Origin of the sequence: Phycicoccus endophyticus (assembly GCF_011326735.1) — a bacterium.
Taxonomy (GTDB): domain Bacteria; phylum Actinomycetota; class Actinomycetes; order Actinomycetales; family Dermatophilaceae; genus Phycicoccus; species Phycicoccus endophyticus.
Map to the genome: position 1 here is coordinate 81,672 of NZ_JAANCN010000008.1, position 16,871 is coordinate 98,542.

A 16,871-nucleotide genomic window follows, 5' to 3' on the forward strand; every position below is an offset into this window, starting at 1 on the left:
AAGGAACGCTACCTAGGTGATGGCCAGCCTCACGAATGGAGCGACTAGGCCGCTGTGGCCGCTTCCGAAGGTAAGGACGATGACTCGCTTGCGTGCTCGACTGAAGACAACGTACAGCAATCGACTCCCGTCCTGATATGGCTCGGTCTTCTCAAATCCAAAGAAGTCATTGCCGCGGAGCACAACGACTGTCGCATCCGCCTCACGCCCCTTGGTCTGGTGAAGGTTCATCAATTGGATGGCGCCTTCTGGCTCACTTGCATATTCGGTTAGTTGGCCGCTGCGATTGGCGTCCGCTATAAGATCAAGGGCGGCGAGGACCGTGTTGTCGTCACCGCCGTGCACTCGCCGTCGAGCTTCTTCCAGCATGGAGGAAGCCAGCGTGGCTGCTCTCGCCCAAGCTGTCACTTTGCTGGTAAGGCCTAGTTCGGCGTGCGCGTCCCGTGCGAAGGCGAGGGCCCTATCGAGGCCCTCTCCGGAGAGGCGATCGCGCAAGTTGATCAGTCGCCGGCTGAAGGCAGGACTTGCCGGCTGGGCCCCGAGCACTTGGTGGGCCAGGCCCGGGACCGCCTTCCCTCGGACGGCGCTCGTGATGAAGATGGCGAGGTACTGCAGGACGACCTTCCAGTCGCACACGCCACGGGCAAACTGAGCCATGGCTACCTGAGCGTCGATGGCTGCAGTCAAGCTTTCCGACAGACCAGTGATCTCATGCTCAAGACCGATCAGTCGCAGTTCGTCCGACAATGCGGCAAGGGCATCGTTGTGGTGGCTGAAGATGGCCACAGATAGGCCGTCGCTCTGAAGACTCTCCACGGCTTGGGCGACGGCGGCTGCCTCGTGCGAACCGTCTGCGTCGTAGTGAACTTCCAGTTGTCCACCGGTCATCGCGGTGCTGATGGCCGGGCCGTCGAACTCCCGGCGACGGATAGCGGCGGCTGCCGCGGGAATGATGCCGCTTGGGTCCCGGAACGAGGCCTCAGGCAATTCGATACATCTCGTCCCCGTCATCGTGCGTACGTCCTCGACGCGCTGGGGACTGACGCCGACGACGTCGGGCAAGTTGGCGTAGATGCATTGATGCGGATCACCAAGGAGCAACAGTTGAGCGGCCCCACGAATGGCCCGGATCAACTCCCACTGTCCGTCGTCGGTGTCTTGGAACTCGTCGCAGATGACGAGGGACCAACGCGTCTCTACGTGTGCGACGACGGCAGGATGCGCAAGGAGCTCGAGAGCCCTTGGTACTAGATCTGCGTATTTCAGGGCGTCGGTGCGCGGGAAAAGTTTCGCCTGGGCACTGCTCAGGAGATACGGGTCCGAAAGGCCGATCAACGAGCCGAATCGGTTGATCAAGCTCCAGGACAGAGCATGGAAGGTGGTTACCTCCACCTGTTCGGAAAATGGGCCAAGAATCTCGCGGCTGCGATCGACTATCCGTGCGACTGAGGCGCGTGAGAATGACAGGAAGAGAACACGGTCGATCGGAGGTGCTCCAGCTATTCGCTGAACAGGAACCGCCGCACGGGCATGATCTTCGAGATGTCGCCGGGCCTTCGCAGCTGCCGTCGTGGTCTTGCCGGTTCCCGCTCCTCCAAGCACGAGTACTACCTCATCGTCAGCGTCCAAGACTTGCTGCTGGCCCGGTGATGGGGTGTACGTCACGGCGAGTCCGCCACGTTGATCGTCTTCGATAACGGTGCAGGAGCGGTCAACGCATCCAAGACCCTTCGCGCGATCGGCGGGGAGGAATTGGCCGGCAGCGCATCTACCCACGGTTGGTGAAGGCCGCCCTTTGATTTGATTGCCGTTGCGGCGACCTTTGGAAGTTCGCTACTGCTGAGCCCTGCAACGGTGAGCCCTAGGCTGTACTGGGTACTAAGCCACGCCAGCGTGTCTCGCACGGTTTGCTCAGTCAAACCCGCTACCAGTGCTCTTTCGATTGCCGTTTTAGGAGGCAGAACGATCACCGCTTCGCAGATCCCAACCAAGGTCGCTATCAAGGGCGCATCCGCGACCGGGTCGTCATTGTCTATGACCACGCGAACATGAAAGCCGAGGGCTGCCGCAAGGCGCGCCATCTCAGGCAAGCGATCCTTCCCACCGTCGCTGCCCGGCGGTGCGACGAGACGTATCCCAAACGCAGCGGGAGGCGCGCTGCCGGACACTCGCAGCCGTCGATCGGCAATTGCTCCGTAGCCCTCGGCATCGTGTGGCCCCTCGAGCACCGCAACGGTCCTGGCGGACATAGCGTGAAGGAGTTGGTGTTGTAGCTGGCGACGAACGCCGCGCTCCTTGCGGTCCGTTGTTGGTGGTAGTTGATGCTGCATCCGATGGCCGTGGCTGCGGGTCAGTCGTACGACTTCCTCGGGGCGAAAGGCTCTGAGCGCTTCCGGACGGCGCGTGCTAAGCCAGACCTGACCGACATGACGTCGCAGGTTCGCTGCGAGGTACTCTGCTGACGCAGCGTCAAGGTCGTCAGCGAAGTCATCTACGACCACGACTGCTTCGGGGGCTGTCGCCGAGACGATTCCCTCGGCTGCCGTCAGTATGCCCACTGCTGTGGATCCGTGAGCCGTTAACGGCAGAGTTCCAGCGCCATCCAACTCCACAGCCGGTTGCACGGATCGAAGGAGTGCGGCCAGCGAGCCGTCCTCCGCAATGAAGCCGAACTTGTTCTCAGGGTTCGGGTCGGTGAGTTCGAGGAGTAGTGCAGCCCCTGCCGAAAGTACCTCCGCAACTTGGTCTCGAATGACCTTTTCGGCCGAGAGGGTATCTGTGGCGGCGCCTATGTCGGACGTCAGGGCGTCGAGAGCCCCTCCGAGAGCGGCCGGGTCTGACTCTTCAACAAGCGCCCGGAGGAGGCCCTCACTTCGAAGTTGAAGCGGTGGTGTGCGGCGAAGAGCTATGAAAGGCAATGCTTCCCGCTCCAGACGAGGGGCGCGAACGAAAGTTCCGGCGGAAGGGTCACTGAGGTGGGGGTAGTCGACCCAATGCTCCCCAACGTCGGCGGTCTCGTCGTATCGCAATCGGTAACAGAGCTGAAGACCCAGTACGGCGCTTGAAGAGTTTGCCTTGGTCGCAAGTTCTCCGGTGATCGGATCAACGGGAACCAAGCGCTTGTCGAGCAGTTGTTCCAATGCGGATCCAAGTTCAATAAGGGTGAGTTCGACCTCGGTTAACGGGGGCGTCGTGCCCGATCCCCCTGCAGAAGGCCGGTGGACATCGAGCGGATCAACCCGTGCTGCCGTACTCTTTGGATCTAGAACTCTGCGAATTGCGGTGATGAGGTCCGATCGTCCCGCTCTCGGCTCCCCCACCACCGCGACATGCCCATCCACAGTTATCTCCGCTGAGTCGAAGCCGCGAAAACCTTGAACTCTGACGCGAGCGATTCGCAATGAAGCCCTCCCTCTTGTAATGGCTGGGTTCCGCTCGGGACTCAGCCATATCGGGTCAGCGCTGAGAAATTCTCAGCGTCTGACCGTTCGTCCGCCTTCGGCGCCGCCCCACGAGTTCCGCAGCAGTCGCGGTCGTGACTGTTCGGCGACACCGGTTGTCGAGCCGACGTGACCAGCCCCTTTCCGCCGCGACAAATCCTGTGTCCTCTCATCCTGGATCATAGGTGTGAGCGTACGCACGCTGATGTGCGGATGTGGGCGGTTGTAGGCATTTGGCTGACTCCGAGATCAGTCAGCAGATTATGACAGAGGAGCTGGCCCATGATGAGCCGCCAAGACCACGTCCGCGGCGGTCCGGGGTTCGCCGACCTGGATCCTCATTCGCCGCATGTGAAGGCGGGAGTCAGTTGAGCCGCGCCACCGCACCTCTGGCGCTGGATCGGATCGCATGATTGGCCTCCGGCGGAACCGGTCTTAACGAACCGATGTGCGCGACTCAAGGCCGCGTCAGCCCGCTCACGTGGGTGGGAGCGGAGTCACCGACCCGTGCAGCGGTCCCACGTGGCTTCTACGTCGTGATCACGCGCAGCCGAGGCAGCGTCCTGCTTCAGATCTCCAATACGGGCGTCGACAATCAGGACTACGAGAACCGGCGGGGCTATTCGAGCCTGGCTCGGCAGTGGGCTGATCGATTCGGCGCGAACGTGTCGGAGTCGGTCGGACAGGCCGCCGCGTCGACGATGGGCCGACGAGTCGGAGCGTGCGCTATTGGCACTCGCGGACGCTGGCGGGCTGGCCCTGGAGAGGCCCACAGCTACACAAGCTCATGCAGTACGTCTCAAATCTCTTGAGCTACATGTAGTGCGCGTAGCGTCCCGACACCGGGTCGGTGGAGTCGTGGTGTCTGAGGATGTTGCCGACGGTGCGCGCCGTGCGAAGGGTGATGGGGATCCGACCGTCGAGCCGAGTCTGGTTCCAGTTCATCTTCGTGAGTGCCAGGGTTTCCGCCGCCAACGTCTCCGGGCTCGACTCAGCCTGCACGGTTCTCATGCCGAGTGGCTGAGGCACGTAGTGCCCGGGATAGGTCTTGTAGAACGGGACGGCGCCTGTCGTGTAGAGCAGGTGGCGGTTGTCGCCGATACTGACGAAGGTACCGCGCAGCGGTGGTTGTTGACCCTTTCGGTAGAGGCGCAATTGGTCGGAGCCCGTGAGCCACAACAGTTCCAGGAGGTCGAGGCGTTCGGTGTTGGCGGCCTGGTTGAAACCTGTCGTCTCGGCGGCTGTGTAGTTGCTGGCCTTATGTAGAACCACACGCGCGGGGGCGGTTCGGTGCTCGGTGCGGTAGCGCTGGAGCGCCGTTTCGAGAAGGTCGCGCGCGTCGTCCTCGGACAGGTGCGGTTGCCGGTCCTCCTTGGACACGGTGGCCGGACCGCCACGCACAATGACGCCATCGCCACGCTGGTTGTAGATCTGGGCGACAGACGTGTGCAGGTTCGTATCCGCGGTCTTATGGAAGGCGATGCCGATATAGCACGACGCTAGGTCAGATGCTTCGCGCGGTAGGCGCCAGGGGACGCCACCGTTCTTGTAGTACAGGGCCGTGTGGAGATTCCATGCTCTGGTTGCCTCGTCCTGATTCGCGCCTGCACGCCCGGTGCGCGGGTCCTTGAACGTCGTGTCCCAGGTGTTGCGGCGGACGATCTGGATCGGCTGCTTGTAACGTAGTGACCGAGCCTTGAGTAGCGCGTGGAAGTCAGCGATGAAGACGTCGCGGCCATCCTTAGACCACCCGTCAACCTCCAGCGCGTCTGGACTCTTCGGCGCCTTGGACATTGCGGCATCGTTCAGGTTGTCCGGCCGGCACACAATGACAACATCGCAGGATGGCTCGTCATGAAGGGCGGCGAGTTCAATGTCGTAGATGTCGACGGCGGCCGCGACCGCCTTCTTGGGGTGTAGGCCGTTCAGGGCATCGAGCTGGCGCTTGGGGATGGCTCTGGTGAGTCGCGGGGTGAAATTGATGATAGATCGGAAACCATGCGTGACGTCGAAGCCAGGGAACGGGACGTAAAGGCGAGTGAGGTGGGTGTCGGGCATGGCGCCGAGTCCAAGTCGGCAGCGATCGAGCCAGGCTTGCAGTCCATTGATTGACTCTTGAGGTCCGATTATGGCTGCCCTGACGATGCGTGGTGCGGGGTCTTTGATGTCTGCGGGTCCGTAGTCCCAGATGCCGTGTCGCGGGTCGATGTGCCGTCCACCTCCTGCGAACTCAAGCAATGGCTCCTCGATGAACGTCGCCCTCACCTGCCGGCCTCCTCTAGCTCATCGAGCGCGTCGAAAAGGTCGTTTTCAGCCACCGTGAATGGAGAGATCTCGTCCGTGGGCTCGACGGCTGCGTCGTCGTCAGGGGCGATCCAATTCTTGTCTGTGATACCCCGATCGAGGTCGAATCGCACTGGCGCCCCAAAGTCCAGGATCCTTGGAGGCGCTTCGTAGAAGAGGTCCGGTGCTGGCTCCCCCATGAGAAGCCTGACCCACATCAGGGTTTCGCTCAACCGCGCCTGGTTCTTCTCGATGCGCTTCATCTTGGCAAGGTTCTTGTCCGCGAACTTGGACTCTGCGTAACCGTCGTCGGTGAAGAAGTAGTCCGGGAGCAATTCGCAGAACCACTCGTCGTCGATCCGCAGGAAGTGGGCCCGAAGGGCCGCGTGTCGATAGAATTTTGGGCGCGTCGGGTCGTCGGCGCGTTGGTAGTAGCCCTTGAAGACAAGCCGCTGTTTGCCAGACATCGATGTGATCCGTCGCTCGGTCAGATCTTCGGTAGCTTTGAAGTGCAAAAACTTCCGTCGGTTGTTCCAGCGACAGTCTTCACTCAGGTCGTCCTTCAGCGCGGCATTGAGCAGCCAGACAGCGAGGCGCTGATCGTCGGCATCCCCGGCAGCGATCTCGCCAAACGGGGTTGCGGTTATCGGGCCGGCAACCACGTCTTGAAGAGATGTGCCTTCAGCCGGCGACCACATGTAAATGCGACCTCCGTCAAGGACGAAGTCTGACCGGTACACCAGCCCTGAGTCGCGCTGCGAGTCATAGATCGCCTTCAGTCCCCGGTGTTTTGTCTTCGCGACGTACACGACGTCGGGCACGTCGACGGGCAGGAGATTCGATACAAGTTGCTCGTGCTTCTTCTCCGCCGTTGGCGTGTGGGCCACGCCGTGGGGGTCAGCGATTGCGAACAGCTTCCCGGTGAAGTCGCCCTCGAAGGCTTGGGTTGCCTTGTTGAAGTCGATGCGACGGGACGCCCTGTTCGCTGGCACCTCGAACCAGGGCTGGACGTGGGCCCACCAAGCCTTCCGCTCCTTGGGGTGGGAGCAGATGAGGATGACTGGGATATCCCGTGACTTCATCCAGTACTCGATGTCCTCCTCATCGCACAGGTACCAGAATCCGTCGTCTGTTTCGCCCGAAAACTTGTCGTCAGAGGCCTTCGACTGCACCATCACGTGCTGGTTGGACATCAGCCCGGTAGAGGGGTCACGCAGTTCGATGCTGCCGTCGACGCCAACATCCACGACGCGGTCATGCCACTCGTGTCCCATCTCGGAAATGAGCATGTGGATCAGACCGATGCCAGCATGCCCCTTGTGCTGGCTCTCGGTGAACTTCTTCGGCCCGCTTCGTCCCATCGATCCTCATCTCGGACTGGTCTCTGCACGCAGGGTAGAGACCAGGGCCGACAGTTCGTGGTCTAGCGCGTCTTTCCACCGAGTCTTCGATGGGATTCGACCGGCGATCTCGGGGCACGCGGCGCTCGCAGCTAGTGGATGGTTCGTTGCATCGCCGAAAACCGGCGCCGAGTCAGCATTGACTCCGACCGATTCCGGCTCCCGACTTGAAGCCCTCTTCGCCGCGGGTCTAAGTACCCGCGTCATACCGCCGCCATAGGGCTACCCCTGTCGCGAGTCACTGCGGGCGATAGACATCCACGCGGTGCTCGATCGCGATGATCGCCACCTGCTCACCGATGCCGTAGCTGACCCGGACGTCTCCGCGCCGGGCGCTGTGCAGACCTTCGCGCTCGAAGCGGAGCGGGCTTGCCCACTCGGCGTGGGTTCTCGGCCAGCGTCCCGTAGACGAACTCGACCACCGCGGCCGCGACCTTCTCCGGAAGCCGGACCAACGCCCGCTCGGCGGTGGGCGTCCACGCGATGTCCACGCAGCGCCTCAGCCGCGCAGCAGCGCGAGGCCTCGTCCTTGCCCGGCGGCCCAGCCTGGCCGGTGCCCGCCTCGGCGAGGCGGTCGCGGATCTGCTCCAGAAGACGCGGCTTGCCCATGACGTCGGGCGTCTCCTCGCGGGACTCGAGGTCGTGGACGGACACGACGACAGCAGCGGGCCGGCCGTGCTCGGTGATGACGACCCGGCCGTGCTCACGCTCGACCTGGTCGACGATCTGCAGCACCCGGTGGTCGTTCATCCTCCGAGGCGGCACGGCCTACCCGATGGCCGACCGGAGACCGGACCACGCCCCGTGCACAGAGATGCCCCCTCACCTGTTCATGCAGGTGAGGGGGCATCTCTGGGTGGAGCCGCCTGTCGGAATCGAACCGACGACCTATTCATTACGAGTGAATCGCTCTGGCCGACTGAGCTAAGGCGGCGTGCGCCCGGTCCGGCCAGGCACGGACGCCGAGTATACGGAGTGCACCGGCCCAGCCGCGAATCCGCCCGGAGCCGCCGCGCCTCAGCAGCGCAGCCCGTCCTCGGGGAGGGTGCCGTCGAGGTACCACGCGTCGACCGCGTCGTCGACGCAGGCGTTCGAGCGCGTGTAGGCCGTGTGCCCGTCGCCGTCGTACGTGATGAGCGAGGCCTTGTCGAGCTGGTCGTGCAGGCGCACCGACCAGTCGTACGGCGTTGCGGGGTCGCGCGTCGTGCCGATGACGACGATGGGCTCGGCGCCCGTCGCCGCGACCGTGTGCGGCGTGCTCACGGCGGGAACCGGCCAGTACCCGCACACGAGCGAGCTCCACATGAGGTAGGCGCCCCAGGTCGGTGCCTCCTGCTGCGCCTCCTGCGCCTGCTGCTCGTGCGCGGAGACGCTGCTCGACTCCGGCTTGTCCAGGCAGTTGACCGCGTAGATCACCTCCATGATGTTGCCCGCGTAGCCGCCGCCCGGGTTGCGGTCGGCGTACTGGTCGGCGAGCTGCATCAAGGCGGTGCCGTCGCCGGCCAGTGCGTCCCGCATCGCGTCGACGAGGGTGCCCCAGGATCCCTCGTCGTACATCGCAGCCGCGATGCCCAGCGAGGCCCACCCCTCGGTGAGCTGTGACACCGCGGTGTCCCCGGTGCGCGTGAGCGGCGAGGCGTCGACGTCGGCGAGGAAGCCGCGCAGGTTCTCCATGACCGTCTCGACGCTGTCGCCGAGGGGACAGGCCCCCTCCTGGACGCAGTAGTCGGCCCAGGTGCGCGTCGCGAGCTCGAAGCCCTCGGCCTGCCCGAGGTTGATCTCCTCGGAGGTCAGGTCGGGTGCGACGACCCCGTCGAGGACGAACCGGCCGACCCGCGTGGGGAACAGGTCGGCGTAGGTCGCCCCGAGGTAGGTGCCGTAGGACTTGCCGAGGTAGGTCAGCTGGTCCTCCCCGAGGGCCGCGCGCAGCACGTCCATGTCGCGCGCGGCGTCCTCGGTGGAGACGTGGGCGAGCAGTGAGCCGGCGGTGCGTGCACACGAGGTGGCGAACGCCGCCGCCCCCCGGGCGAAGGCGCGCTCCTCGGACGGGTCGTCGGGGGTGGGGTCGGCCCCGAGGAAGTCGTCGAGCTGGTCGTCGGTGACGCAGTCGATCGGCGCCGAGCGCCCCACCCCACGGGGGTCGAAGCCGACGACGTCGTAGCGCTCACGCACCCCGGAGCCGACGATGAAGTCGGCCGCCCGGGCGTAGTCGACCCCCGAGCCCCCCGGGCCACCGGGGTTGACGACGAGGGCGCCGATGCGGCGCGACTGGCGCTTGGCCGGCACCTTGAGCACCGCGATCCGGATCGTGCCGGCCTCGGGGTCCTCGTAGTCCACCGGCACCGTGAGCTGTGCGCACTGCGCGCCCGAGCAGTCCGACCAGGACAGCTGCTGGGCATAGAAGCGCTCCAGGCCCGTGGTGCCCGCCGGCGGGGTCTGGGGGGTCGAGGCCGCCGAGGACCCGGACCCCTCCCCGCCTCGCAGGTCCTCCAGGGAGCAGCCGGCGAGCGCGGTGGCCGCGACGAGCAGCCCCGCGAGCAGGGGCAGGGGGCGCACGGTCATGGGCGCACGATAGGCGAGCCGCCTGCACGCTCGGGCCGGCGGGCGGTCACGATCCGGCCCCGTGCGGGTGTCGGAGGGGACACGGCGGCGCTCACTGTGGGAGACGCAGGTCGAGGGCCATCGACTCCAGGGCGAGCAGCGGAGCGACGTTGGCCCCGATGCGCTCGCGAGCGGTGCCGACGGCGTCCATCGCCCCCAGGGCCTGCTCGGCGCTCAGCGCCTGCGCGACCCGCTGCACGACCGGCCGGTTGTCCTCGTTGACCAGGTCCGTGGCAGCGCCGGTGCGCAGGACGAGCGCGTCGCGGTAGACCGAGAGCAGGTCCAGCAGGGCCCGGTCGACGACGTCCCGGGTGAACCGGGTCGCCCGCGCCTTCTGCTCCCTCTCCAGGGCGTTGACCTGCGAGCGGATGTGGGGTGGCTGCGTGCGCGCCGTGGGGTCGGCTCCGAGGATCTCCAGCAGCCGCTCGCGCTCGCGCGTGTCGCGCTCGCCCGAGGCGGCGGCCGACTCCTCCTGGGCGATCGTCATCAGGTCCCGAGCAGCCCCGACGGCGTCGCCCACCGAGGAGATCCGCGTGGCCAGCGACACGACGTCGTGCCGCCGGATGCGAGCGTGCTCGTCGCGGGCGAGGCGACGGGCCAGCCCGACGTGCGACTGGGCGGCCCGGGCGGCGTAGAGGGCCATCGCGGGCTCGACGCTGTCGCGGCGCACGAGCAGGTCGGCCACGGCCTCGACCGACGGCGTGCGCAGCCGCACGTGGCGCGCGCGGGAGCGGATCGTGATGATGACGTCCTCGGTCGAGGGCGCGCACAGCATCCACACGGTGCGCGGCACCGGCTCCTCGAGAGCCTTGAGCAGCGCGTCGGCGGCCCGCTCGGTGAGCCGGTCGGCGTCCTCGACGACGATGACCCGGTAGCGCCCCACGCTGGGCCGGTGGGCCGAGAGCGCGACGAGGTCACGCGCCTGCTCGACCTTGATCGACAGCCCCTCCGTGGCGATGACGTCGACGTCGGCGTGGGTCGCGTCGAGCGCCGTGCGGCACTCGCGGCACTCGCCGCAGCCCCCCTGCGGGCACTGCAGCGCGGCGGCGAAGGCCCGGGCGGCGACCGAGCGGCCGGAGCCGGGCGGCCCGGTGAACAGCCAGGCGTGGGTCATCGCCGCCGGGTCCGCGACGGCCCGCACGAGCGTCTCGACGGCCCGCTCCTGGCCGATGACGTCCCGCCAGACGCTCACCCGGCACCTCCGGGCGCGACCAGCCCCATGGCCTCGAGGCGCTCGAGGACCTGCGCGCACAGGGCCTCCGGCGGCTGCGTACCGTCCAGGACGAGGTAGCGCTGGGGGTTGCCCCGGGCCACGGCGAGGAAGTGCTCGCGGATCGCCGCGTGGAAGGCGTCGGCCTCGGACTCGAGCCGGTCGTGCACCTCGCCGCGACGGCGGCGCCCCTCGTCGGGGGCGACGTCGACGACGACGGTGAGGTCGGGCACGAGCCCGTCGACGGCCCACAGCTGCAGATCGTGGACCTCGTCGGCCCCGAGGTCGCGCCCCGCTCCCTGGTAGGCGACCGCGGAGTCGGTGTAGCGGTCGGTGAGGACGACCTGGCCGGCCGCGAGCGCCGGGCGCACGACGAGGTCGACGTGGTGGGCCTTGTCGGCGGCGAAGAGCAGTGCCTCGGCGCGCGGCGAGACGTGGCCGCCGTGCAAGACGAGGTCGCGGATGGCGGAGCCGAGCTCGGTGCCGCCCGGCTGCCGGGTCAGCAGCACCTCGCGCCCGCGCGCCCGGAGGGCGTCGGCGAGCAGGCGCGCCTGGGTCGACTTCCCCGCACCGTCGCCGCCTTCGAAGGCGATGAACACCCCGTCCGCTCCGCTCACGGCAGCGAGCCTAGGCCAGCGGGCCGACGTCCTGTCGGGCGGCGGCTGAAGCCGTCGCCGAGGGGCAGGTCGAGCCGGCGGTAGATGACGACCGTGGCGAGCCGGGTGAGGCCCGCGTCGGTGTAGGCGCCACCCCGCGGAGGTGCGTCCGGACGGGACGACGAGACCGGCGGCCGGGTCAGGCCTTGGGGGTCTCGAACCAGTTGGCGAGCGCCGACGCGAGGGCGAGGTCGCCGCGCGCCTTGACCTTGCCCATCATGAACATCATCGCCGGGTTGCCGGTGCCGGAGATCAGCTTGAGGAACTCGGCCGGCCCGGCCATGAGCGAGAGATCGGGATCGAGCGTCGGCGCCTTCTCCACGGTGCAGGTGCCGCCGTCGACGACCACCGCGTAGGTGTCGCTGGAGTCCCCCGGCCCGCCGGTGACCCGGAAGTCGATGCGCGCCCGGCGGTCGCCGGCCTTCTCGGGGCGGAACTGCTCGGGGAAGCGGCCGAAGACCGCGTCGAGCAGCGCCTCGCGGTGCTCACCGGCGAACGCCTCGCGCAGCTCGCGGTCGGACGCCGTCTTGACGGTGGCGACGAACTCGGCGGGCGTCGCGGTGGTCAGGGACTGCGGGTCGAGGGCCATGGCGCTCAACCTACTGGCGGGTAACCCGCCGGGGCAAGGGTCGACCACGACGCGTGGCCGGTCGGCCCCCGCGGGCACCGACCGGGCGGTCAGGCCTTCTCCGCGGTCTTCTTCGCCGTCTTCTTGGCCGTCTTCGTCGTCCGCTTGCGCGCCGTCTTCTTCGCCGGCCCCTTGGCCCGCTTCTCGGCGAGCAGCTCGAAGCCACGCTCCGGGCTCAGCGACTCGGGGTCGTCGTCCCGGCGCAGCGTCGCGTTCGTCTCGCCGTCGGTGACGTACGGCCCGAACCTGCCGTCCTTGACGACGACCGGCCGGCCGGAGACCGGGTCGGTGCCGAGCTCGGCGAGGGGCGGCTTGGCCGCGGCGCGCCCGCGCTGCTTGGGCTGGGCGTAGATCGCGAGCGCCTCCTCGAGCGTGATGTCGAACAGCTGCTGCTCGCTCGTCAGCGACCTCGAGTCGGTGCCCTTCTTCAGGTACGGCCCGTAGCGGCCGTTCTGTGCGGTGATCTCCTCCCCGGACTCCGGGTCGGTGCCGACGACGCGCGGCAGCGACAGCAGCCGCAGCGCGGTGTCGAGCTCGATGGTGCCGAGGTCCATGTCCTTGAACAGCGACGCGGTGCGGGGCTTGACCTTGTTCTTCCCCTTGCCCTGCTCCTCCTCGGGGACGACCTCGGTGACGTACGGCCCGTACCGGCCGGACTTCGCGACGATGTCCCGCCCCGTCGACGGGTCCTGGCCGAGCACCCGCCCGTCGTCGGCCGCCCGCTCGAGCAGCTCGCGCGCGAGCGCCGGGGTCATCTCGTCGGGGGCGATGTCGTCGGCGATCGTCGCCCGGCGCGGCTGGGTCCGAGCCGACTGCGCGGCGGCCCCGTCGGTCACCTCGCCGGTCGCGGCGTCGACCCCGGCCGGCACGACCTCCTCGACGTACGGCCCGTAGCGCCCGACGCGCACGACGACCCCGTCACCGATGTCGATCGTCGAGATCGCCCGGGCGTCGATCTCGCCGAGGTCCTCGACGAGCGCGCGCAGCCCCTCGGCGGAGCTCGCCTCGTCTCCGAAGTAGAACCGCCGCAGCCAGGCGGCCCGCTGCTCGTCCCCGCGGGCGATGGCGTCGAGGTCCTCCTCCATGGAGGCGGTGAAGTCGTAGTCGACGAGCCGGCCGAAGTGCTCCTCCATGAGCCGGGTCACGGCGAAGGCCAGCCAGCTCGGGACGAGCGCGGAGCCGCGGGTCGAGACGTAGCCGCGGTCCTGGATCGTCCCGATCGTCGAGGCGTAGGTCGAGGGACGGCCGATGCCGCGCTCCTCCATGGCCTTGACGAGCGTGGCCTCGGTGTAGCGCGCGGGCGGGGAGGTCTCGTGACCGGCCGCCTCGGCACGCCGGACCTGGAGGGAGCGGCCGGCGCCGAGCCTCGGCAGCCGGCGCTCCTCGTCGTCACCGGCCCGGGGGGCGTCGCGCCCCTCCTCGTAGGCGGCGAGGAACCCGCGGAAGGTGATGACCGTGCCGCTCGCGGACAGCTCGACCTCGCGGGCCGGCGCGCCGTCGGGCAGTGTCGCCGCCAGCCGCAGCGAGGCGGTCGAGCCGCGGGCGTCGGCCATCTGGGAGGCGACGGTGCGCATCCAGATCAGCTCGTAGAGGCGGTACTCGTCGCCCCGCAGCTCGCCCTCGACCTGCTTCGGGGTGCGGAAGCGGTCACCGGCCGGCCGGATCGCCTCGTGGGCCTCCTGGGCGTTCTTCACCTTGCGCTCGTAGCGGCGCGGCGACTCCGGCACCGAGTCGCCGCCGTAGAGCTCGCGGGCCTGCTGGCGAGCGGCGCTCAGCGCGGCGTCCGAGAGCGTCGTGCTGTCGGTGCGCATGTAGGTGATGTAGCCGTTCTCGTAGAGCCGCTGGGCCACCCGCATCGCGTTGCGCGAGTTCAGCCGCAGCTTGCGCGAGGCCTCCTGCTGCAGGGTGCTCGTCGTGAACGGAGCACTCGGGCGGCGGGTGTACGGCTTCTCGGACACCTCCGCGACGGTCACCTCGGCCCGTCGCAGGGCCTCGGCGATGCCGGTGGCCCGCTCCTGGTCGAGCTGGACGGTCCGCTCCCCCTTGAGGGTGCCGTCGTCGGCGAAGTCCCGTCCGGTGGCGACCCGCTTGCCGTCGACGCCGGTCAGCCGCGCGGTGAAGAGGTCCTCGTCGGCGCCGGGGGTGACGTCGGCGTCGACGTCCCAGTACGCGGCCCGCACGAAGGCCATCCGCTCGCGCTCGCGCTCGACGACCATCCGGGTCGCGACCGACTGCACCCGCCCCGCCGACAGCCCCGCCTTGACCTTGCGCCACAGGACCGGGCTGACCTCGTAGCCGTAGAGCCGGTCGAGGATGCGCCGGGTCTCCTGGGCGTCGACGAGCGAGACGTCGATGTCGCGGGTCTGGTTGGCCGCGCGCTGGATCGCCTCGCGGGTGATCTCGTGGAAGACCATCCGCTTGACCGGCACCTTCGGCTGCAGCGTCTCGAACAGGTGCCAGGCGATGGCCTCGCCCTCGCGGTCCTCATCCGTGGCGAGGTAGAGCTCGTCGGCGTTCTTCAGGAGGGCCTTGAGCTCGCGGACCTTCTTCTTCTTGTCGGCGTCGACGACGTAGTACGGGTCGAAGTCGTCCTCGATGTTGACGCCGAACCGGCCGAAGGGGCCCTTCTTGACCTCGGCGGGCATCTCGCTCGGGGTCGGGATGTCGCGGATGTGCCCGACGGACGCCTCGACGTCCCACTCCTGGCCGAGGTAGCCCGCGATGGTCTTCGCCTTCGCGGGCGACTCGACGATGACGAGCTTGCGTCCGGTTGCCATGCCTACCTGCCTGTCCGTCCCACGTGCAGCGGATTCGTCGCTGCTCCGACGTGGTGACAGGGCCGACGGTAGCGCCCGGCCGGGACGCCGCGCACACCCGGGTCGGCCCCGCGGCCGTCACATGTGGTTGAATGGTCAACTACTGTCGGGAGGACGCCATGGACGCGACCACGGGCCGGATGCCGGTCCTCTACCTCAGCCACGGCGCGCCCCCGCTCGCCGACGACGCGACGTGGACGGCCGAGCTTGCGGCCTGGTCGGCGGACCTGCCACGCCCGCGCTCGGTCCTCATGGTCTCGGCGCACTGGGAGGCGGCGCCGGTCACGGTGTCCTCGACGGCGAGCGGCACGCCGCTCGTCTACGACTTCTGGGGCTTCCCGCAGCGCTACTACGACGTGACCTACGACGCCCCCGGCGCCCCCGAGCTGGCCCGCTCGGTCGCCGGCCTGCTCTCCGGCTCGGGCGAGACGCTGCACCAGGACCCCGCCCGTGGCCTCGACCACGGCGCCTACGTGCCCCTGGTCGAGATGTTCCCCGCGGCCGACGTGCCCGTCCTGCAGCTCTCGATGCCGACGCTGGACCCCCACCGCCTCTTCGACCTCGGCCGCCGGCTCGCGCCGCTGCGCGACGAGGGCGTCCTCGTCGTCGGCTCCGGCTTCACGACCCACAACCTGCGCTGGTTCCGGCCGGCAGACGGCCCGGACGGGCCGCCCCCGACCCCGTCCTCGGAGTTCGACCACTGGGCCGCGGAGACGGTCGGCGCCGGCGACGTCGACAGCGTCCTCGACGTCCTCGCCACGGCCCCCGCCGCCCGCGAGGCCCACCCCCGCACCGAGCACTGGGCGCCGCTCTACGTGGCGCTCGGCGCCGCGAGCGCCGGCGCGGACGTCGCGGGCAGCAGCGTCATCGACGGCTTCTGGTACGGCCTGAGCAAGCGCTCCTGGCAGTTCGGCTGAGCCGGCCGCCTACTTGCCGAACCCGGCCGTGAGGCCGGCGAGCAGCTGGCGCCGCCCGAGGGCGTAGAAGACGAGGATCGGCAGCGTCGTGAGGACGACCGAGGCCAGGACCGCCGGGACGTTGACCCCGTACTGCCCCTGGAAGCTCCACAGCGCCAGCGGCAGCGTCCGCTTCTCCGGGTTCTGGGTGAGGATCAGCGGCAGCAGGAAGTTGTTCCACGTGAGCAGCGCGTTGTAGATCGTCACCGTCACCAGGGCCGGGCGGGTGAGCGGAAAGGCGAGACGCCACATCGTCGTCCACTCCGAGGCACCGTCGAGGCGCATCGACTCGAACAGCTCGCGGGGGACGTCGCGGATGAAGTTGGACAGCACGAGCACCGACAGCGGGATGGCGAAGGCGATGCTCGGCAGGATCATCCCGCCGAGGGTGTCGTACATGCGCAGCCGGATGATGATGAGGTAGACGGGGATGATGACCGCCTGGAGCGGGATCGCCAGGCCCATGAGGAAGACCGAGTTCGACAGCCGCAGGAAGATGCTGTCACCGCCGCGCACGATGGCGTACGCCGCCATGAACGCCATGAGCACCGCCGGCACGATCGCCCCGACCGTGACGACGACGCTGTTGGCGAAGTACCGCACGAAGTCGCTCTCGATGACCAGCCGGTAGGAGTCCAGCGAGGGCTCGGCGGGCGGGAGCATCGGGTTGGACGCGAAGAAGTTGCTCTGGGTCTTGAAGCTGCTGACGACGATCCAGTAGATCGGCACCATGACGACGACGACCCAGACCCAGCCGGCGAGCCCCCCGAGCCAGTTGTAGCGCAGCAGCCGCTGGACCCGTCCGCTGCGGGAGGGTGCCGCCTCCGGCGGCGGGGCCGGTGACGTCTGCGGCGTGGGCGTGCGGGTTGCGGTGGCCATCG

Annotated in this window: 12 protein-coding genes and 1 tRNA gene; 1 reads left to right on the forward strand and 12 read right to left on the reverse strand. The window is 68.0% G+C overall.

Going from position 1 to position 16,871, the window contains the following annotated elements; translation table 11 throughout:
* Positions 1-12: 12 nt before the first annotated feature.
* The 11 genes from G8D98_RS10445 to topA form a co-directional block, all read right to left on the reverse strand.
* Positions 13-1,665: a UvrD-helicase domain-containing protein gene (locus G8D98_RS10445; protein WP_166102672.1), complete on the reverse strand. Its 1,653-nt coding sequence runs from the start codon at positions 1,663-1,665 to the stop codon at positions 13-15.
* Complete coding sequence (locus G8D98_RS10450; RefSeq protein ID WP_166102675.1) at positions 1,662-3,140, reverse strand: OLD family protein; 1,479 nt, start codon at positions 3,138-3,140, stop codon at positions 1,662-1,664. The genes G8D98_RS10445 and G8D98_RS10450 overlap by 4 nt, the downstream gene beginning before the upstream one ends.
* Positions 3,141-4,253: 1,113 nt before the next feature.
* The gene (locus G8D98_RS10455; protein WP_166102677.1) at positions 4,254-5,705 is read right to left on the reverse strand and encodes an argonaute/piwi family protein; all 1,452 of its coding nucleotides are present in this window, start codon (positions 5,703-5,705) and stop codon (positions 4,254-4,256) included.
* A complete protein-coding gene (locus G8D98_RS10460) occupies positions 5,702-7,084 on the reverse strand; it encodes a DUF4365 domain-containing protein (RefSeq protein WP_166102679.1) in 1,383 nt (460 codons plus the stop codon). Before G8D98_RS10460 ends, G8D98_RS10455 begins: the two co-directional genes overlap by 4 nt.
* Positions 7,085-7,345: 261 nt before the next feature.
* The gene (locus G8D98_RS15665) at positions 7,346-7,873 is read right to left on the reverse strand and encodes a type II toxin-antitoxin system Phd/YefM family antitoxin (protein WP_308788831.1); all 528 of its coding nucleotides are present in this window, start codon (positions 7,871-7,873) and stop codon (positions 7,346-7,348) included.
* A gap of 107 nt (positions 7,874-7,980) precedes the next feature.
* Positions 7,981-8,057 (reverse strand) — tRNA-Thr (locus tag G8D98_RS10475).
* Between the two features lie 83 nt (positions 8,058-8,140).
* Positions 8,141-9,685: an alpha/beta hydrolase gene (locus G8D98_RS10480; RefSeq protein WP_166102682.1), complete on the reverse strand. Its 1,545-nt coding sequence runs from the start codon at positions 9,683-9,685 to the stop codon at positions 8,141-8,143.
* Between the two features lie 91 nt (positions 9,686-9,776).
* Positions 9,777-10,916 (reverse strand): DNA polymerase III subunit delta', encoded by a 1,140-nt coding sequence (locus tag G8D98_RS10485; protein WP_166102685.1) that lies wholly within the window; start codon positions 10,914-10,916, stop codon positions 9,777-9,779.
* Complete coding sequence (gene tmk / locus G8D98_RS10490) at positions 10,913-11,551, reverse strand: dTMP kinase (RefSeq protein WP_166102688.1); 639 nt, start codon at positions 11,549-11,551, stop codon at positions 10,913-10,915. The genes G8D98_RS10485 and tmk overlap by 4 nt, the downstream gene beginning before the upstream one ends.
* 178 nt (positions 11,552-11,729) lie before the next feature.
* Positions 11,730-12,179 carry an SCP2 sterol-binding domain-containing protein gene (locus G8D98_RS10495; RefSeq protein WP_166102691.1) on the reverse strand — a complete coding sequence of 150 codons (450 nt, stop codon included), beginning with the start codon at positions 12,177-12,179 and terminating at the stop codon, positions 11,730-11,732.
* A gap of 89 nt (positions 12,180-12,268) precedes the next feature.
* Positions 12,269-14,995 carry a type I DNA topoisomerase gene (gene topA, locus G8D98_RS10500; RefSeq protein WP_166102693.1) on the reverse strand — a complete coding sequence of 909 codons (2,727 nt, stop codon included), beginning with the start codon at positions 14,993-14,995 and terminating at the stop codon, positions 12,269-12,271.
* A gap of 158 nt (positions 14,996-15,153) precedes the next feature.
* Here topA and G8D98_RS10505 point away from each other — a divergent pair, with 158 nt between their 5' ends.
* Positions 15,154-15,951, forward strand: coding sequence for a dioxygenase family protein (locus tag G8D98_RS10505; RefSeq protein WP_166102696.1), 798 nt, complete (start codon positions 15,154-15,156; stop codon positions 15,949-15,951).
* 9 nt (positions 15,952-15,960) lie between these two features.
* Here the strand turns inward: G8D98_RS10505 and G8D98_RS10510 are convergent, their stop codons facing one another.
* Complete coding sequence (locus G8D98_RS10510) at positions 15,961-16,869, reverse strand: carbohydrate ABC transporter permease (RefSeq protein ID WP_166102698.1); 909 nt, start codon at positions 16,867-16,869, stop codon at positions 15,961-15,963.
* Positions 16,870-16,871 lie beyond the last annotated feature (2 nt).